At 47.8% G+C, this 19,079-nt stretch carries 13 protein-coding genes and 2 tRNA genes; 13 read left to right on the top strand and 2 right to left on the bottom strand.

Annotated features, from left to right (window positions below):
• Window positions 1–60: 60 nt before the first annotated feature.
• From V8Z93_RS09415 to V8Z93_RS09400, 4 genes are all read left to right on the top strand, one after another.
• Complete coding sequence (locus V8Z93_RS09415) at window positions 61–2,823, top strand: ATP-dependent Clp protease ATP-binding subunit (RefSeq protein ID WP_439431342.1); 2,763 nt, start codon at window positions 61–63, stop codon at window positions 2,821–2,823.
• Window positions 2,824–3,076: 253 nt separating this feature from the next.
• Window positions 3,077–3,149, top strand: a tRNA-Thr gene (locus tag V8Z93_RS09410).
• Between the two features lie 47 nt (window positions 3,150–3,196).
• Window positions 3,197–3,267, top strand: a tRNA-Gly gene (locus V8Z93_RS09405).
• 302 nt (window positions 3,268–3,569) lie between these two features.
• On the top strand, window positions 3,570–5,051 hold the full coding sequence (locus V8Z93_RS09400) for a tagaturonate reductase (protein ID WP_117663341.1): 1,482 nt from the start codon (window positions 3,570–3,572) through the stop codon (window positions 5,049–5,051).
• Window positions 5,052–5,184: 133 nt separating this feature from the next.
• Here the strand turns inward: V8Z93_RS09400 and V8Z93_RS09395 are convergent, their stop codons facing one another.
• A complete protein-coding gene (locus V8Z93_RS09395; protein WP_203038479.1) occupies window positions 5,185–5,337 on the bottom strand; it encodes a sulfate transporter in 153 nt (50 codons plus the stop codon).
• Complete coding sequence (locus V8Z93_RS09390; protein WP_256624721.1) at window positions 5,330–6,376, bottom strand: RluA family pseudouridine synthase; 1,047 nt, start codon at window positions 6,374–6,376, stop codon at window positions 5,330–5,332. Before V8Z93_RS09390 ends, V8Z93_RS09395 begins: the two co-directional genes overlap by 8 nt.
• Window positions 6,377–6,592: 216 nt before the next feature.
• Here V8Z93_RS09390 and V8Z93_RS09385 point away from each other — a divergent pair, with 216 nt between their 5' ends.
• From V8Z93_RS09385 to V8Z93_RS09345, 9 genes are all read left to right on the top strand, one after another.
• Window positions 6,593–8,215, top strand: a complete 1,623-nt coding sequence (locus tag V8Z93_RS09385) for an ABC-F family ATP-binding cassette domain-containing protein (RefSeq protein WP_203038480.1) — start codon at window positions 6,593–6,595, stop codon at window positions 8,213–8,215.
• Window positions 8,216–8,330: 115 nt separating this feature from the next.
• Entirely contained in the window at window positions 8,331–8,978 is a 648-nt protein-coding gene (locus V8Z93_RS09380) for a nucleotide exchange factor GrpE (RefSeq protein WP_439431341.1), read from the top strand.
• A 118-nt stretch (window positions 8,979–9,096) separates the two neighbouring features.
• Complete coding sequence (dnaJ, locus tag V8Z93_RS09375; RefSeq protein WP_217764079.1) at window positions 9,097–10,260, top strand: molecular chaperone DnaJ; 1,164 nt, start codon at window positions 9,097–9,099, stop codon at window positions 10,258–10,260.
• A 104-nt stretch (window positions 10,261–10,364) separates the two neighbouring features.
• Window positions 10,365–11,612 carry a bifunctional folylpolyglutamate synthase/dihydrofolate synthase gene (locus V8Z93_RS09370; RefSeq protein ID WP_439431340.1) on the top strand — a complete coding sequence of 416 codons (1,248 nt, stop codon included), beginning with the start codon at window positions 10,365–10,367 and terminating at the stop codon, window positions 11,610–11,612.
• A 121-nt stretch (window positions 11,613–11,733) separates the two neighbouring features.
• Window positions 11,734–12,819: an aldose epimerase family protein gene (locus V8Z93_RS09365; protein ID WP_238405109.1), complete on the top strand. Its 1,086-nt coding sequence runs from the start codon at window positions 11,734–11,736 to the stop codon at window positions 12,817–12,819.
• Between the two features lie 168 nt (window positions 12,820–12,987).
• Window positions 12,988–14,334 (top strand): MFS transporter, encoded by a 1,347-nt coding sequence (locus V8Z93_RS09360; protein WP_439431339.1) that lies wholly within the window; start codon window positions 12,988–12,990, stop codon window positions 14,332–14,334.
• A 103-nt stretch (window positions 14,335–14,437) separates the two neighbouring features.
• Window positions 14,438–15,598, top strand: coding sequence for a galactokinase (galK, locus tag V8Z93_RS09355; protein ID WP_439431338.1), 1,161 nt, complete (start codon window positions 14,438–14,440; stop codon window positions 15,596–15,598).
• Between the two features lie 260 nt (window positions 15,599–15,858).
• Window positions 15,859–17,046, top strand: a complete 1,188-nt coding sequence (locus V8Z93_RS09350) for an aldose epimerase family protein (protein WP_439431337.1) — start codon at window positions 15,859–15,861, stop codon at window positions 17,044–17,046.
• Window positions 17,047–17,109: 63 nt separating this feature from the next.
• Window positions 17,110–18,834, top strand: a complete 1,725-nt coding sequence (locus V8Z93_RS09345; protein WP_203049969.1) for a sodium:solute symporter — start codon at window positions 17,110–17,112, stop codon at window positions 18,832–18,834.
• The last annotated feature ends 245 nt before the right edge of the window (window positions 18,835–19,079 follow it).

Genomic DNA, 19,079 nt, shown 5'->3' with positions numbered 1-19,079 from the left:
AACTCTTGCATAATACCAAAATATTGTGTAATTTTGCATTGTAATATAAACATATAAAACATGCAAAATCCATTTCAACATATCAACGATGTGCTCAACTTCAGCGGCAAGGAAGCAAGCCGCATGTTGAGAAGTCAGGTGAACACAGAGCACCTGATGTTGGGAATACTGCACGCAAACAACAAGCAGGTGAACGACATCTTTGACCACTTCGGAATCAATGCGGACGTATTACGCTCCACTCTCTATGACTCTCAGGAGAAGGTGATGGAGGAAGTATCCGTGAAGGGAGATGAACCGGAGACTGACAAAAGGAAACTGGGCAAGGGACTGACCTACAACAGGGAGACTTCTGCCGTGATCAGCGATTCGCTCATAGAGGCACGTCTCTGCTCAGGACATTCGGCCATGGTGGAACCTATCCACCTGCTGCTCGCCATCCTGAAAAACGAGCAGAGCGACCCTGCCAAGCTGCTCATTACACAAGGACTCACTTACAGCAGACTCTTTGACTACCTTTCTGGCTACCACGACGAGATTGAGGACAAGCTCAACAAGCTGAACCAGGAGGTGGAAAACTATAAGCGCACCCAGGAAGTTGAAAACGCAACTGAAGAAAACGGGGAACTGACGGATAAGGAAACCGACGGCGACATCATCGCTGCGGGTGACACTGACATACAGAACCACGAAGGCGACCTGATGGACCCGGACGAGGAACCACTCGACTTCAGCGACGAGCATGCTGATTCCAACCGGGGAAACCGTGGGGGCAACAACATGGGCAACAACAAGACCAACATAATCGGTGCCGGATCGAAAACCACGAAATCGAACACGCCAACCATCGACAAATACAGTTTCGACCTTACCAAAGCGGCAAAGAGCGGAAAGCTCGACCCCGTGATTGGAAGAGACAAGGAGATTAACCGCGTGCTTGAAATCCTGGGCAGACGCAAGAAGAACAACCCTGTGCTGATAGGCGAACCGGGCGTGGGCAAGAGTGCCATCGTGGAAGGACTGGCTCTGTTGCTCGCCAAGCAGGGCAGCGACCAGAGCTCACTCTTCTTCAACAAGCGAATCGTGAGCCTCGACCTTGCCGGACTCGTAGCCGGAACCAAATACAGAGGACAGTTTGAGGAGCGCATCAAGGGCATCATCAGAGAACTGGAACGCAACGAGGACATCATCCTCTTCATCGACGAGATTCACACGATGATTGGAGCCGGAAGCGCCGAGGGAACGATGGATGCGGCAAACATCCTGAAACCAGCCCTGGCAAGAGGCACCCTGCAGTGTATCGGAGCCACCACCCTGAACGAATATCGCAAGAGCATCGAAAAGGACGGAGCACTGGAAAGAAGATTCCAGAAAGTGATAGTAGACCCTACTACCCCGGAAGAGACGCTGCAGATTCTGCGCAACATCAAGGAACAATATGAGCAGCACCACAACGTAACCTTCACCGACGAGGCACTGGAGGCCTGCGTGAAGCTGAGCGAAAGATACATCAACGACCGCAACTTCCCAGACAAGGCTATCGACGTGATGGACGAGGTGGGCTCACATATCCATATCAATTCTGCCACCGTTCCGGAAGAACTGATTGAGGCAGAGAAAAAGCTCAACGAGATTGTCGCCAAGAAACAGGCTGCCGTGGCTTGCCAGAATTTCGAGATGGCGGCTACCCTGCGCGACTGCCAGACCAAGCAGGAGCAGGACATTGAGGTTATCCGAAAGAAATGGGAACACGGAGACCCGAACCACCGCACACTGGTTGGCGAGACTGAAGTGACCGACGTAATCAGCCGAATGACCGGTATTCCTATGCAGCGCATGGCTGAATCGGAAAACAAACGACTCAAGGAAATGGCTGATGTGCTGAAGGCGGAGGTCATTGCTCAGGATAGCGCTATAGATAAGGTGGTAAAAGCCATACAGCGCAACAGAATGGGACTCCGAGACCCGAACCACCCTATCGGCGTGTTCATGTTCCTGGGACCTACCGGCGTGGGAAAGACCTATCTTGCCAAGAAACTGGCAGAGGAACTCTTCGGTTCGGCTGATGCTCTCTTCCGCATCGACATGAGCGAATACGCTGAAGGCTACAATACGGCACGACTCATCGGTTCGCCTCCGGGATACGTGGGCTACGACGAGGGCGGACAGCTGACCGAGAAGGTGAGACGCAAGCCTTACAGCATCGTATTGCTCGACGAGATCGAGAAAGCCAGCAGCCAGGTGTTCAACCTGCTGCTCCAGGTGCTCGACGAAGGCCGACTGACCGACGGCAACGGCCGACTCATCGACTTCAAGAACACCATCATCATCATGACCTCGAATGCCGGAACCCGACAGCTGAAGGAATTTGGCCGTGGCGTGGGCTTCAATGCCGGCGGACTGAGCGGTGAGGGTACGCTTATCGGCGAGAAGGACAAGGAATACGCAAGAAGCGTGGTTCAGAAGAGCCTTGCCAAGCAGTTTGCCCCAGAGTTTCTGAACCGTCTCGACGAGATTATCACCTTCGACCAGCTCGACATCAATGCCATCAAGCGCATAGTGGACCTGGAGTTGAAGAAGCTGGTAAAACGTGTGGAAGAAAAGGGTTACCGCTTCCAGATGACCGACAAGGCCAAGGAATTCGTGGCAACCAAGGGCTATGATGTTCAATTCGGCGCTCGCCCACTGAAGCGAGCTATCCAGAACTACGTGGAAGACGGACTCTGCGAACTGCTGATGGAAGAAAGCCTGCAGCCAGGCGACACCATCTGCATCGGGAAGAGTGCGAAGAAAGACGAATTGACATTCAAAAGAAATAAATGAAATGATATAAAGAAAAAAAATAGAAAAAAGATATAAAGAAAAATTTTAGAAAAAAGTTTTAAAAGGACTTGGAATGGAAAATTCCAAGTTTCTCGGTGTGCTTCAGCGGAAGCCAGTCTACGAGGAACGAGCTGGCTAGTGATAGTCGGCTCGTTCTTTTGTTAATGATAGTTAACGACATGAAAACTTTTCGGAAATCATTTCATCAATTGAAAAATATTCATTACCTTTGCATCCGCTAAAAGAGAAAAAAGCCATGATGGCTCAGTTGGTAGAGCAACGCATTCGTAATGCGTGGGTCGCGGGTTCGAGTCCCGCTCGTGGCTCCTTATATCTATTAGGTTTATAAATATAGCACTACAAAACGCTTATTGCGAGATTAGCACATCGGTAGTGCACGGGCTTCCCAAGCCTGTGAGGCGGGTTCGACTCCCGTATCTCGCTCTCCTATTCTTTCATCCCCCCTTTTCATTATTCACTCCCTCATTTTCATCATCATCCCTTTTTTCATCATTCACCCTCTCTATTTCATCATGCTCTTTTTTTTGCTTTCCCAGCGTAAACCTTTACGCACGAATTTTGCTGTTTTGAGGTACAATCTACCGATATTTTTTATACCTTTGCATCAGATTTCAGAAAGATATGAAAATCTGATCTCTATACAACATTTATTAAAGAGAAAGAAATAGATGTATAATTTAAAAGTATACTAATTTTAAAACAAATAACAGACAAAATAATAAATCATGAAAGAGCTTAAAGCATTGAACAAGCGCACTGCTCCTAAGAGCGTAGCGCCAGAGAAAATCATCCAGTTTGGCGAGGGTAACTTCTTGCGTGCATTCGTTGACTGGATTGTATGGAACATGAACAAGAAGACCGATTTCAACGGTTCTGTCGTTGTAGTTCAGCCTTTGGCTGGCGGTATGGTTGACTGGTTGAACGGTCAGGACTGCCTCTATCACGTAAACCTTCAGGGTAAGGAGAACGGCCAGGCAATCAATACATTGGAGCGTATCGACGTAATCAGCCGTGCACTGAACCCATATTCTCAGAACCAGGCTTTCATGGCTTTGGCTGAGCAGCCAGAGATGCGTTTCATCATCTCTAACACAACTGAGGCAGGTATTGCATTCGATGACTCTTGCAAGTTCACAGATGCTCCTGCTGCTTCTTACCCAGGTAAGTTGGTTCAGTTGCTGTTCCACCGCTACAAGTTCTTCGAGGGCGACCCAACTAAGGGTATGATCCTGATGCCATGTGAGCTGATCTTCCTGAACGGTCACCACCTGAAGGAGTGCATCTACCAGTATATCGAGCTTTGGAAGGAAGACATGGGTGCTGACTACGAGGGCTTCAAGGAGTGGTTCACCAACCACTGCTATGTTTGCGCTACACTCGTAGACCGTATCGTTCCTGGCTTTCCACGCGACACCATCAAGGAAATCCAGCAGAAGGTTTGCTACAAGGACAACCTCGTAGTAAAGGCTGAGAGCTTCCACCTCTGGGTAATCGAGAAGGCTGAGAATATGACTGTAGAGCAGATGCAGGAGGAGTTCCCTGCTCACAAGGCTGGTCTTCACGTTCTCATCACAGACAACGAGAAGCCATACCACGAGCGTAAGGTTACTTTGCTGAATGGCCCTCACACTGTATTGAGCCCTGTTACATACCTCAGCGGCGTAAACATCGTTCGCGATGCTTGCGAGCACCCAGTATTGGGCAAGTACATCCACAAGGTACAGTTCGAGGAGTTGATGCAGACATTGAATCTCCCTATGGACGAGCTTCAGAAGTTCGCTTCTGACGTATTGGAGCGTTTCGAGAACCCATTCGTTGACCACCAGGTAACCAGCATCATGCTGAACTCATTCCCTAAGTTCGAGACTCGCGACCTCCCAGGCGTGAAGATTTACTTGGAGCGTAAGGGTGAGTTGCCACAGGGATTGGTATTCGGTCTTGCTGCCATCATCACTTACTATAAGGGTGGTGTTCGTGAGGACGGTGCTCCTATCCAGCCAAACGACGACCAGAAGATCATGGACAAGCTGACTGAGCTTTGGGCTACTGGCGACACCCAGAAGGTGGCAGAGGGTGTACTCGGCTTCGACTACATCTGGCATGAGAATCTGAACGAGACTGTTCCTGGCTTGACAGAGTTGGTTAAGAAGGATCTCGACCTCATCCAGGAGAAGGGTATGTTGGAGGCTGTGAAGACCATCCTCTAATTGATGAAGAAATAGTTATCAAGGTAAAAGGATAGAAAAAAGGAATCCGGTAAGTTCAAGCATGGCTTGATTCTTACCGGACTTATTTTTTATTAGAATGTTTTTATCTGAGCTTTTTATCAGAGTATTTTCATCATGAAATGTAAAGCCAATAAATGGCCAGGAGCACCAAAACCATAATGGAGCCTACCACCATCTTGATCATGCAGGTGGCAACCTTCTTCAAGACAACGATTCCAATTACCAGAGCCGCCAATGCAAAAGCATAATAAAGGAAATTATCCATTGCGCCCCTCCTTTCTGAATGGCTTGCGATTTGCATTAAAAGGCTTCTTTCCTCTTTCATCAAATGACTTTTTTCCTCTTTCGTCGAAAGGCTTGCTGTCTTCCTTCATCGCTCTGACGAACTCGTTAGGAATCGGCGTTTCAAACTCCATCGGCTGATGGGTTACCGGATGGTAGAAGCAGAGCACATAAGCATGCAGGCAAAGACGACCGCATGGATCATCGCCATTACCATACTTAATGTCACCACAAACCGGGTGTCCCATATCGGCAGTATGCACACGAATCTGGTTCTTTCTACCCGTCTCCAGCTTATATTCCACCAGAGAATGCTCGGTGGTGCGCTGCAGGGTATGGAAATGGGTAACGGCGTACTTGCCGCCATTGTCCGTATCGCTGGCATAAGTGATATAAGCCTTGTTATCCTTCAGCCAGTTGGCTACGGTTCCCTCATCTTCCTCCATCTCTCCGGAAACCAGGGCCACATATCGGCGGTCGTAAACGTTATGATGCCAGTCATCCTCCAGGGCAAGCTCGGTCTGCTTATCCTTGGCGTAGATCATCAGACCCGAGGTGTCGCGGTCGAGTCGGTGAACCACGTGAGCCTGACAGTTCTGGCGGGTCTTGTGGAAGTAATCATCCAATACGGTCTTCACGTTGAGCGTAGAATGACCGGCAGCCATGCTGAGGATACCCACGTTCTTCTCAACTACGATGATGTAGCGGTCTTCGTAAACAATCTTGATGTATCTGCTCTTGAAGACCTCCTGGTTCTTCTTGGTCTTGCTTACGCTCACCTTCATGCCCGGTTTCAGGGCGTAGTCAAACTGGGTGATGGTCTTTCCATCCACCTTGATTCCCCTACCCTGCAAGGTTTGCTTCACCTTGGTCTTGCTAGGACCCTTCACGTTCTCCATCAGCCACTCCAACAGCTGTGCTGGTTTCTCCACCTTGTAGTGGTCGTATTCGTTGGGGTTGCCATAGCCGTAAGCATTGTTGCTGTGCTTACTGAAATTACCTTTATTATTCTGTTGTTTCATTTCTTGTTTTGTTGCTATCTTGTGTCTTGATCAGCCCCTCTTGGTGCCAATTCAGCCTACAAAAGTAAGACTTTTCTGCAAAATAACAAAGAAGAGCCCCTTTTTTAACTAAAAATTAGTAACTTTTGCCAATAAAACATTGATATACAAATATTTTTTCGTAACTTTGCACCCAAATTAAGATAAAATCAGATAAAAGATATTTAGAAATAAGGAATGATTACAGTAACAAATCTTGCAATTCAATTCGGTAAGCGAGTGCTTTACAAAGATGTAAACCTCAAGTTCACTCATGGTAATATTTACGGTGTAATCGGTGCCAACGGTGCCGGTAAGTCTACCCTGCTCCGCGCCATCAGCGGCGACCTGGAGCCAAACAAGGGAACTGTGGAGATGGGACCAGGCGAGCGCCTTTCCGTTTTGGAGCAGGACCACTTCAAGTATGACGAGTTCCGCGTGATGGACACCGTACTGATGGGCCATCAGCCATTGTGGGAAAACATGAAGGAGCGCGAGCGCCTCTACGCTAAGCCAGAAATGACAGAGGAAGATGGTAACCTGGCTGCTGAGCTGGAGCTCAAGTTCGCAGAGATGAACGGTTGGGAGGCTGAAAGCAACGCTGCCCAACTGCTCCAGAACCTTGGCGTAAAGGAGGAACTCCACGATAAGCTCGTAGGCGAGCTTTCTAACACAGAGAAGGTGCGCGTGATGCTGGCGAAGGCTCTCTTCGGTAACCCAGACAACCTCCTCCTCGATGAGCCTACCAACGACCTCGACCTCGACACCGTAGAGTGGTTGGAGGAATACCTCAGCAACATCGAGCAGACTGTTCTCGTGGTTTCTCACGACCGTCACTTCCTCGATGCTGTCAGCACACAGACCGTGGATATCGACTTCGGTAAGGTAACCATGTTTGCCGGTAACTACTCTTTCTGGTACGAGAGTTCTCAGTTGGCTCTCCGCCAGGCTCAGAACCAGAAGATGAAGGCTGAGGAGAAGAAGAAGCAGTTGGAGGAGTTCATCCGCCGATTCTCTGCCAATGTGGCTAAGAGTAAGCAGACCACATCCCGCAAGAAGATGTTGGAGAAGCTGAATGTTGAGGAAATCCGTCCATCTAGCCGTAAGTACCCAGGTATCATCTTCCAGATGGACCGTGAACCAGGCAACCAGATTCTGGAGGTTGAGGGTCTGAAGGCTTGCGATGAGGACGGAACAGTGCTCTTCGACAATGTAAACTTCAACATCGAGAAGGGCGAGAAGGTGGTATTCCTTTCTCATAACCCTAAGGCGATGACTGCGCTCTTCGAGATCATCAACGGCAACCGCAAGGCTGACGCAGGTGAGTATAAGTGGGGTGTTACAATCACCACGGCTTACCTCCCACTCGACAACACCGAGTTCTTCCAGAGCGACATGAACCTGGTAGATTGGCTGAGCCAGTATGGTCCAGGCAACGAGGTAGCGATGAAGGGCTACCTGGGAAGAATGCTCTTCAGCGGCGAGGAAGTGTTGAAGAAGGTGAACGTGCTCTCAGGAGGTGAGAAGATGAGATGTATGATTGCCCGCATGCAGTTGCAGAACGCCAACTGTCTGATTCTCGATACTCCTACCAACCACCTGGACTTGGAGAGTATCCAGGCATTCAACAACAACCTGGTGGCTTTCAGAGGCAACATCCTCTTCGCCAGCCATGACCACGAGTTCATCAACACCGTGGCAAACCGCATCATCGAGCTCACTCCATCTGGAACCATCGACAAGCTCATGTCTTACGACGAGTATATCTACGATGAGGCCATCAAGGAGCAGAAGGCTAAGATGTATGGTGTGCAGCAGTAACCAGAATACACATATTTATTTATATAGAGAGAGTGCCAATCTGATGCGAATCGGATTGGCACACTCTTTGTTAAACACCTAATAAAAAATAATCATGTTTAAAAAATTTAAGACTATGTCACAAGAAAAGAATATAAAAGTTGAAGACAGTAACGCTCAGGAGCAGGTTCTTAACGAGAACGCTGAGCAGAACGCTACTCAAAACGAGAATAATGCCGAGGCAAATGCCGAAGAGCAGGAAGCTGGAACTGACAATGAGTCGGCTAAGGCTGACAACAAGGCAGAGAACGCTGACAACAAGGCAGAGAACGCTGAGGTTGACCCATTGACCAAGGCTCAGCAGGAAGTGGAAGAACTCAAGAAGACGCTGCTCTACAAGACTGCAGAATTTGAGAACTACCGCAAGCGCACCATGAAGGAGAAGGCAGACCTTATCCTCAACGGCGGCGAGAAGACCATTTCTGCCATCCTCCCTATTCTCGACGACTTTGAGCGTGCACTCGCCGACAAGAGCGAGGACCCTAAGGCCATCAAGGAAGGCGTACAGATGATTTTCAATAAGTTCGTAAAGACACTTGAGGGTCTTGGCGTGAAGAAGATTGAAACTGCCGACAAGGATTTCGATGTGGATTTCCACGAGGCCATCGCCATGGTACCAGGAATGGGCGACGACAAGAAGGGCAAGGTAATCGACTGTGTACAGACTGGTTACACCCTCAACGATAAAGTGATTCGTCACGCTAAGGTTGCCGTAGGTCAGTAATCTGACGCCAATCATCTTTGTGATTTAATTGTCTATAATTTGATAGGCTTCAGTTTATCCATCATCAAGGAGGAGAATATCATTCAAGAAACATCATTATTAGAATAAAGAATTAGCAATGGCTAAGAGAGACTATTATGAGGTGCTTGGCGTAGATAAGCAGGCATCAGAAGACGAAATCAAGAAGGCTTACCGCAAGATAGCCATCAAGTATCACCCTGACCGCAACCCTGGCGACAAGGAGGCGGAAGAAAAGTTCAAGGAAGCTGCCGAGGCTTACGAGGTTCTGCACGACCCTCAGAAGCGTCAGCAGTACGACCAGTTTGGATTCAACGGTCCTCAGGGCGGATTCGGCGGCGGATTCGGTGGTGGAGCCAGCATGGACATGAATGACATCTTCTCTATGTTTGGCGACATCTTCGGCGGACACGGGGGATTCGGCGGATTCGGCGGTGGCTTTGGAGGCGGTGGCGCTCAGCCACAGCAGTATCAGGGAAGAGACCTGCGCGTTCAGGCTAAGCTCACCCTGCAGGAAGCCTTCACCGGATGTACCAAGAAGTTTAAGATTCGCAAGGACGTGACCTGTACGGCTTGTCACGGTTCGGGCTGCGAGGCTGGTTCTCAGCCAGAAACCTGTCCTACCTGTCACGGTACGGGTTACACCGTACGCACGGTTCGCTCTATGTTCGGAACCATGCAGACCCAGGCTGCCTGCCCTACTTGCGGCGGCGAAGGTCATGTAATCAAGAACAAGTGTAAGGCTTGCGGCGGCGAGGGTATCGTTGCCGGCGAGGAAGTGGTAGAGGTAAACATCCCGGCAGGTGTTGACGACGGAATGGTTGTCACGGTTCCTGGCAAGGGTGGTGCCGGCAAGCACAATGGCGTGAACGGCGACTTGCAGGTGATTGTACGCGTAGAGAAGAGCGAACAGTTTGAACGCCAGGACAAGGATCTCTATTACAATCTCGTACTCGACTTCTCGACAGCCGTTCTTGGCGGCGAGATAGAGATTCCAACACTCGAAGGCAAGACCACCATCAAAATAGAACCGGGAACTCAGCCAGGCAAGCAGCTCCGTCTTCGCGGCAAGGGAATGCCGGCCATCAAGGGATATGGTTACGGAAGAGGCGACATCATCGTCAACATCACCGTCTACATTCCTAAGACTCTGAACAAGGAGGAGAAGGAACTGGTGAAGAAGTTCAAGGAATGCGAGAACTTCAAGGCTGATAATGCTGACAAGAAGTCAATCTTCGACAGCATCAAGAACCTGTTCAAGTAAAAACGGAAGTTGTAGTTTTTAGTATTAATACTGGCAATCTCATGCATTGGCTATCGCCGGTGATGAGATTGCCTTTTTTCATCTCATACATTAATATATAGCTCATGAATTATCAAGAGACAACAGAATACCTTTTTAACAGCACCCCAGTGTTCGAAAAGATTGGAGCCAAAGCATACAAGCCGGGGCTTCAAACTACCCATACCCTGGACGAACACTTCGCACATCCCCATCGTCAATACAAGACCATCCATATTGCCGGAACCAATGGCAAGGGTTCCTGCTCTCATACCATTGCCGCCATCCTGCAGAGTCAGGGATACAAGGTAGGTCTCTACACCTCCCCTCATCTCGTAGATTTCAGAGAGCGCATCCGAGTTAACGGCGAATGCGTTCCGGAGCAGTATGTCATCGACTTCGTAGAGCAGAACCGAAGCTTCTTCGAACCCCTCCATCCATCCTTCTTCGAACTGACCACTGCCATGGCTTTGAAATACTTTGCCGAGCAGAAGGTAGATTACGCCGTAATCGAGGTAGGACTGGGCGGCAGACTCGACTGCACCAACATCATCACCCCAATGCTTTCCATCATCACCAACATCAGTTTCGACCATACCCAGTTTCTGGGCAACACGCTGGCAGAGATTGCCGGCGAGAAAGCAGGCATCATCAAGCCACACGTGCCAGTGGTTGTAGGCGAATATCTTGAAGCAACCCGCCCTGTGTTTGAAGAGAAGGCGAAGGAGATGCAGGCTCCTATCCTCTTTGCGCAGGATTTCTCTGCGCAGGATACAGAGATGGAAAGCCATATAGAGATGGAACTGAAGGGCTCCTACCAGGAACGCAACAAGAAAACCATCCTTGCAGCACTCAGCATTCTCCGACAAGACATCACTATTGGCGATGCTGCCATCAGAAAAGGCTTCGCCCAGGTTTGTGAACTGACCGGACTCCGCGGCAGATGGGAGAAGCTCAATGATGCACCTCTCACCATCTGCGATACGGGGCATAATCTGGCTGGTTGGAACTATCTGGCTCCACAAATCAAGAGTGTGAAGGCAGAGACCAAGCACATCGTCTTCGGCATGGTTGACGACAAGGATGTGACACACGTTTTGCAACTTTTGAGTCAACAGCTCAAAAACGGGGTAAAATACTACTGGACGCAGCCTTCTACCAAAAGAGCCATCCCTGTGGCGAAACTGAGAGACTTCGCATTGGAGTATGACTTGCACGGAAATGTGTATCATTCTGTAAAAGAAGCATATAAAGCAGCAAAAGAAAATGCAAAAAATAACGATTTCGTCTTCGTTGGCGGTTCAAGTTACGTAGTGGCAGATTTGCTCTCCTGAAAATTTTTAGTTTTTTTAAATCAAATAATTGCTAAAAGATTTGTCACATTCATTTTTTTTTAGTTACTTTGCAGTAAATTACTTTAGTACATAAAGTAGAGTAACTAAACAATGACATATTATGAATACAGAACCAGTTAACAAGTGTGGTTTGAAAAGAGAAGATTTTCAGACCACAGTGAACGGAAAGAAGACTGATCTCTTCGTGTTGAGAAACAAGCAGGGCAACGAGATTGCTGTGACTAACTACGGTGGTGCTGTTGTTGCAATTATGATGCCTGACAAGGACGGCAACTACGCCAACCTCATTCAGGGTCACGACAACATCCAGGATGTCATCAACTCGCCTGAACCTTTCTTGAGCGTCCTCATCGGTCGTTATGGTAACCGCATCAAGGAGGGTAAGTTTACCCTTCATGGCAAGGAGTATCAGTTGGCATGCAACGATGGCAAGAACCACTTGCATGGAGGTCCTACTGGATTCCACGCACACGTTTGGGATGCAACTCGCATGAGCGACAATGCCGTAGTATTGAAGTACACCAGCCCATACGGCGAGGAAGGATTCTCAGGAGAGCTTACAGTTTGGGTAGCTTACACCTTAACTGAAGACAACGAATTCGTCATCAAGTATCAGGCTACAACCAACAAGATGACCATCTGCAACCTGACCCACCACGCATTCTTCTCTATCCAGGGAATTGCTAACCCAACTCCAACCATCGACAACATCATCTGTCAGGTTAACGCAGACTACTATCTGCCTATAGATGAGGAGTCTATCCCAACAGGTGAAATCCTGAAGGTAGAGGGTACACCATTCGATTTCCGCACTCCAAAGCCAATCGGCCAGGACATCAACGCGGACAACGAGCAGATTAAGAATGGTTCGGGTTACGACCACAACTATGTATTGAATAAGAAGGAAGAAGGCGAGTTGAGCTTTGCTGCTCGCATCAAAGATCCAGTTAGCTGTCGTACCATGGAGGTTTACACCACAGAGCCAGGTCTGCAGATGTACACAGGTAACTTCCTGGCAGGCATCAAGGGTCAGCATGGTGCAACCTTCCCACGCCGCAGCGCAGTATGCTTCGAGGCACAGAAGTTCCCAGATACACCTAACCATCCTTACTTCCCAAGTTGCCGATTGAATCCAGGTGAGACATACACCCAGAAAACAATCTATAAGTTTGGCGTAGAGAAATAAAAATCTTTCATACAATATTAGGAGTTGCTGCCTCTAAACAATTCATGCAGAGGCAGTTGCTCCTTTTTGCGGTAAAACAACTTGAGTAAGCACAACACGGGTAAACCGGCTATAAAACGCAAAAAAAATTAAACATAACAATAAAATATCAACTATCAAGATTAAACAATGGAACAAAAAATTGGAAACAACAACGGTCGCATCATTGCAATCATTACGATGTGTTTTATCTTTGCAATGATTTCGTTTGTAACTAACATGGGAGCACCTTTTGGCAACATCTGGGGCTTTAAGTACTCTTGGGCAGCCATGATGGGTAACTTCATGAACTTTGCCGCTTACCTCTTCATGGGTATTCCTGCCGGAAAGATGATTGAAAACAAGGGTTACAAGAAAACTGCATTGATCGCACTTGCTGTCGGTACAATCGGTTTGATGATTCAGTACTTATCAAGTATCTTCGGTGACGACATCCCAGTCTTTACACTCAGCTCAGGCGCCGTTTGCCTCAACCTGATCATTTATCTGTTGGGTGCATTCATCTGCGGTTTCTGCGTATGTATGCTTAACACGGTGGTTAACCCAATGTTGAACCTGCTCGGTGGCGGTGGTAACCGTGGTAACCAGCTCATTCAGATTGGTGGTACATTGAACTCATTGAGTGGTACTCTTACCCCATTGTTGGCAGGTGTGCTCGTAGGTACAGTTACAGCCAACACAAGTATGAGTGACGTTGCTCCTCTCCTCTTCATCGGTATGGCAGTGTTCATCGCAGCCTTCTTCATCATCTGGTTCGTTGCTATTCCTGAGCCAAACATCAAGAAGGAGAATGTACAGTACGACCACAGTCCTTGGTCTTTCCGTCACTGCGTACTCGGTGTCATCGGTATCTTCTTCTATGTAGGTGTTGAGATTGGTATTCCTGCTCAGCTTATCTTCTACATCAGTAGCATGGACTTCACAGGTGCAGCTTCTGTAGGTGGTGCTTTCGCAGCAGTTTACTGGTTGCTTATGATGTGCGGCCGATTCCTCAGCTCATTCATCAGCGGTGCCATTTCTACCAAGACACAGATGATAGTAGTATCATCAGTAGCTATCCTCCTGTTGCTCACAGCCATCTTCTTGCCAGAGGCAAACACATTGAACTTCTCTTTGGCAGGTGATTCAGAGATTGCAAGTCTTCTCAAGCTCGACGACCATGGTACTGGCGTTGTAGCATTTACAATCCCTACCAAGTGTGTACTCATCGCCATCTGCGGTTTGTGTACTTCTATCATGTGGGGTGGAATCTTCAACCTTGCCGTTGAGGGTCTTGGCAAATACACAGCTCAGGCATCAGGTATCTTCATGATGATGGTAGTTGGTGGTGGTGTAATGCCTCTCATCCAGGATGCTGTTGCTAAGGCTGCTGGCCCTATCGCATCTTACTGGGTTGTCATCGCCATGATCGCATACATTCTTTTCTATGCGCTCGTAGGTTGCAAGAATGTCAACAAGGACATCCCTGTAGAGTAATCTTCGAAACAACTTACCCCCAAGTAAAGTAATGCTTTTACTACTCTGGGGTAACAAAATGATAATCAAAACTTTAATAATAACTTTTTAAACTACAGTAATTATGGATATTGAAAAAGTAAGAAGCCGCTTTATCAAGCACTTTGATGGTAAAACAGGTAACATCTATATGTCACCAGGTCGTATTAACCTGATTGGCGAGCACACTGACTATAATGGTGGATTCGTATTCCCAGGTGCAGTTGACAAGGGCATTATGGCTGAGATTCGTCCTAACGGAACAGATACAGTTATGCTCTACTCTATCGACTTGAAGGACCGCGTTGAGTTCAAGGTAAATGACCCAGAGGGTCCTCGCGCTTCATGGGCACGCTACATCTATGGTATCTGCCAGGAAATGAAGGCTTTGGGCGTTGACGTTAAAGGTTTCAATGCAGCATTCTATGGTGATGTGCCTCTCGGTGCAGGTATGTCTTCTTCTGCTGCTCTTGAGAGCTGCTTTGCTTTCGCTTTGAACGACCTCTTCGGTGACAACAAAGTTTCTAAGTGGGATCTCGTTCTCGCTGGTCAGGCTACTGAGCACAAGTACGTAGGTGTAAACTGCGGTATTATGGACCAGTTTGCTTCTGTATTCGGCAAGGAGGGCAAGTTGATGCGTCTCGACTGCAACAGCCGTGAGTTTGAGTATTTCCCATTCGAGCCTAAGGGTTACAAGCTCTGCCTGGTTAACTCTAAGGTTAAGCACGAGTTGGCTGGTTCTCCATACAACGACCGTCGTAACTCTTGCGAGAACGTGGTTAAGCACATCGCTGCTAAGCACCCAGAGGCTAAGTTTGAAACTCTCCGCGATTGCAAATGGGAGCAGCTGGAGGAAGTTCGCGCTGAAGTTGGCGAAGAGGATTACAGCCGCGCTCACTTCGTATTGGGCGAGAAGGACCGCGTATTAGCAGTCTGCGATGCTCTTGAGAAGGGCGACTACGAGACAGTAGGTCAGAAGATGTACGAGACTCACCACGGTTTGAGCAAGGAATATGAGGTAAGCTGCGAGGAACTCGACTTCTTGAACGATGTTGCCAAGGAGAACGGTGTTACTGGTAGCCGTATCATGGGTGGTGGCTTCGGTGGCTGCACCATCAACTTGGTAAAGGACGACATCTACGACAAGTTTGTTGAGGATGTTACAGCTAAGTTCACAGCTAAGTATGGTCACGCTCCTGAGATTTACCCAGTGGTTATCTCTGAAGGTTCTCACAAGGTTTGCTAATATTCATTATTAATATATATAAAGGAACTGCAGTTGGCGTTTGCCGACTGCAGTTTTTTTTGTGTTCTTTCTTAAACCCAAAAAGAATGCCGAAAAAACAGGGAGAATGAGGGTAAAAACGCCGGAAACAGGGCAATTATATGCAAATAGTGTTAAAAACACACTTTAGAATAAAAAAAGTTAGGGAAAACGCTTGCTAATTCGAAATAAAATTGTAATTTTACACCCAAAATTAATAAACGATATAAAACAACCTAAAAATGAGTAACGCAAAGAACCTCTTTATGGGAGTTGGTTTCGCGGCAATCGCTACCCTCTCAGCTTGTTCTTCAAGCAGCAATGCTAGTCTTACACAGTCAGGCTTAAATCCAGCAGACTTCGATTCTACTGTATTGGGCAAGAAGACTGAGTTAGTAACCCTCAAGAATGCCAGTGGCATGGAAGTATGCCTCACCAACTATGGTGGTCGTGTAGTTTCCATCTCAGTTCCTGACAAGGATGGCAAACCTACGGATGTAGTATTGGGTTATGATAACATCCATCAGTATGCAGACACACTCAACTCTCCATCTGATTACGGATCTTCAGTAGGTCGTTACGCCAACCGTATCAAGGATTCAAAGTTGACTCTTGCCGGCAAGACTTACAATCTGAAGCCAAACGATAATGGCAACTGCCTCCACGGCGGTGGTGCTACCGGTTGGTTGAATCAGGTTTATGATGTTACAGAGAAGAATGACTCTTCAGTAACATTCACCATCCACGCAAAGGATGGCGAGAATGGTTTCCCTGGCAATGTGACAGCTACGGCGAAATATACAGTGAAGAGCGACAACACACTCGATATTGAGTTTGGCGCAACAACAGATAAGGAGACCGTGGTTAACATGACCAACCACAGTTACTTCAATCTGAATGGCGACCCATCTAAGGAAGGTTTCGACCAGGTAATGTACATCAATGCAGACAAGTTCACACCAGCAGATTCACTTTACATCCCAACAGGTGAAATCAAGGACGTAGAAGGAACTCCAATGGACTTCCGCACTCCTACCGAGATTGGCAAGAAGGTAGATTACAGCTTCGACCAGATCAAGAACGCTACAGGTTACGACCACAACTGGTGTCTGAATACATATAAGGATGGCAAGGGCGATGACAAGACAGTATGCGCTAGCCTCTATTCTCCAAAGAGCGGCATCCTGCTCGAGGTATTCACCAACGAGCCAGGTATTCAGGTTTACACTGGTAACTTCCAGGGCACAGGCATTGCCTGCAAGCATGGCATCAAGTATCCAAAGCACGTAAGCGTATGCTTCGAGAGCCAGAAGTATCCTGATTCTCCTACCAAGATTGCCCAGGGCGTAAAGGGATGGACTGATGCAACCTTGAAGCCAGGAGAGAAGTACTACTCTCACCTCGCTTACAAGTTCAGCGTTAAGAAGTAAGGAAGGCATCCAATAAAAGAAAGAATAAACAAATAATAAATAAAAAACAATCTTATAGTAATTATGAATTGGAATTCAACAGAATTCGTATGGCTTGATTGGACAGTGCTCGCCATTGGTGTAATCGGCGTGATTTGGGCTGTCTGGCATGCGATTGTGAAAGACAGAAAGGCTCAGCAAGGCGAAGACTCTTCAGCTTACCTCTTCGGTAAGGGTGAGCCATGGTATGTAATCGGTATGGCTATTTTCGCTGCCAACATCGGTTCTGAGCACCTCGTGGGTCTTGCCGGTACAGGTGCCAAGAGCGGTGTAGGTATGGCACACTGGGAGATGCAGGGTTGGATGATCCTCATCCTCGGTTGGTTGTTCGTACCATTCTATCAGTTGCTCATCAACAAGATGGGTAAAATCATCACCATGCCAGACTTCCTGAAATTTCGCTACACTCAGCGTACAGGTTCATGGCTCTCTATCATCACACTCGTTGCTTATATCCTCACCAAGGTGAGCGTTACCGCACTTACTGGTGGTATTTTCTTCGAGTATCTCTGGGGCTTGAACTTCTGGGTAGGTGCTATCGGCTTGATCATCCTCACCACCATCTTCACCGTATTCGGCGGTATGAAGGGTGTAATGACCTTGTCAACCATCCAGACTCCTATCCTCGTCATCGGTTCATTCCTCGTGCTCTTCCTCGGTCTCTCTACCCTCGGTGGTGGCAGCATCTCTGCAGGTTGGGCTGATATGATGGACTACTGCGGCAAGTTGAACAACGGCTATGGTACAACTCACATGTTCCACTGGGAGGCAGGTGACTCTATGTATCAGGAGTATCCTGGTTTCGTAGTATTCATTGGTGCAACCATCATCGGTTTCTGGTACTGGTGTACAGACCAGCACATCGTTCAGCGTGTATTGGGTCAGGTTCCTGGCGAGAGCAACGTAGAGGTTATGAAGCGTGCCCGCCGCGGTACTATCGCAGCCGGTTTCTTCAAGGTGCTCCCTTGCTTCATGTTCCTCATTCCAGGTATGATTGCTGCAGCCTTGGCTCAGAAGGGCGCAATTCAGATGAACGAGACCGACGCAGCCTTCGCCATCATGGTAAAGACCGTACTTCCTGCAGGTATCAAGGGTATCGTAACCATCGGTTTCATCTGTGCACTCGTTGCTTCATTGGCAGCATTCTTCAACAGCTGTGCTACCCTCTTCACCGAGGACTTCTATAAGCCATTGAAGAAGGGAATGTCTGAGGCTCACTACGTACTCGTTGGTCGTATCGCTACCGTAGTAGTTGTCATCCTCGGTTTCGCATGGTTACCAATCATGATGAAGATGGACACCCTTTACAACTATCTCCAGGGTATTCAGTCACTCTTGGCTCCAGCCATGGTAGCCGTATTTGCAATGGGTATCTTCTTCAAGAAGATTACTCCAAAGTCAGGTGAATACACCATGATTACCGGTTTCCTCATCGGTATGCTCCGCCTCGTTACCAACGTCATCACAGATACAGGTAAGGCAACAATGGATGGTGCATTCTGGGATTATACCGCATGGTTCTGGCAGACCAACTGGCTCGTATTCGAGTGCTGGTTGCTCGTCTTCCTCATTATCTTCATGGTAGTAGTGAGCTGCTTCACACCAGCTCCAAGCAAGGAGCAGGTAGAGGCAATCACCTTCACTTCAGACTTCAAGAAGTCTATCCGTGAGAGCTGGGGTGCCTTCGATATCATTGGTACACTCGTAGTAATCGGTCTCTGCGCTGCATTCTACGCATACTTCTGGTAAAATATAAAACAAAGCAAGGAGTTAGAAGTTAGGAGTTAGGATTTTCCTTTAGTGTAATCTACAAATATAGTGCAATCAGAATATTGAATCATGTAATCAACATGTGGATTTGCCTATATCCTTCCATCCTTTCTTCTACTTCTGGCTCCCAGCTTTCCAACAACACTCAAAGTTCCCTAACGGGAGCAACCTAAGGAAAACAAAATAAACAATAAATCAATTCTTAGAATCTTAACATTCAAATC

The organism is Segatella copri, from assembly GCF_051861805.1.
Lineage (GTDB): Bacteria > Bacteroidota > Bacteroidia > Bacteroidales > Bacteroidaceae > Prevotella > Prevotella copri_M.
This window is presented reverse-complemented; position numbering and strand designations above follow the sequence as displayed.

Coding starts and splice junctions, on each gene's coding strand:
- V8Z93_RS09390 (WP_256624721.1), bottom strand. CDS start 6,376: ATGAAACAACAGAATAATAAAGGTAATTTCAGTAAGCACAGCAACAAT.
- V8Z93_RS09380 (WP_439431341.1), top strand. CDS start 8,331: ATGTCACAAGAAAAGAATATAAAAGTTGAAGACAGTAACGCTCAGGAG.
- V8Z93_RS09350 (WP_439431337.1), top strand. CDS start 15,859: ATGAGTAACGCAAAGAACCTCTTTATGGGAGTTGGTTTCGCGGCAATC.
- dnaJ (WP_217764079.1), top strand. CDS start 9,097: ATGGCTAAGAGAGACTATTATGAGGTGCTTGGCGTAGATAAGCAGGCA.
- V8Z93_RS09365 (WP_238405109.1), top strand. CDS start 11,734: ATGAATACAGAACCAGTTAACAAGTGTGGTTTGAAAAGAGAAGATTTT.
- V8Z93_RS09360 (WP_439431339.1), top strand. CDS start 12,988: ATGGAACAAAAAATTGGAAACAACAACGGTCGCATCATTGCAATCATT.
- V8Z93_RS09370 (WP_439431340.1), top strand. CDS start 10,365: ATGAATTATCAAGAGACAACAGAATACCTTTTTAACAGCACCCCAGTG.
- V8Z93_RS09345 (WP_203049969.1), top strand. CDS start 17,110: ATGAATTGGAATTCAACAGAATTCGTATGGCTTGATTGGACAGTGCTC.
- V8Z93_RS09395 (WP_203038479.1), bottom strand. CDS start 5,337: ATGGATAATTTCCTTTATTATGCTTTTGCATTGGCGGCTCTGGTAATT.
- V8Z93_RS09400 (WP_117663341.1), top strand. CDS start 3,570: ATGAAAGAGCTTAAAGCATTGAACAAGCGCACTGCTCCTAAGAGCGTA.
- galK (WP_439431338.1), top strand. CDS start 14,438: ATGGATATTGAAAAAGTAAGAAGCCGCTTTATCAAGCACTTTGATGGT.
- V8Z93_RS09415 (WP_439431342.1), top strand. CDS start 61: ATGCAAAATCCATTTCAACATATCAACGATGTGCTCAACTTCAGCGGC.
- V8Z93_RS09385 (WP_203038480.1), top strand. CDS start 6,593: ATGATTACAGTAACAAATCTTGCAATTCAATTCGGTAAGCGAGTGCTT.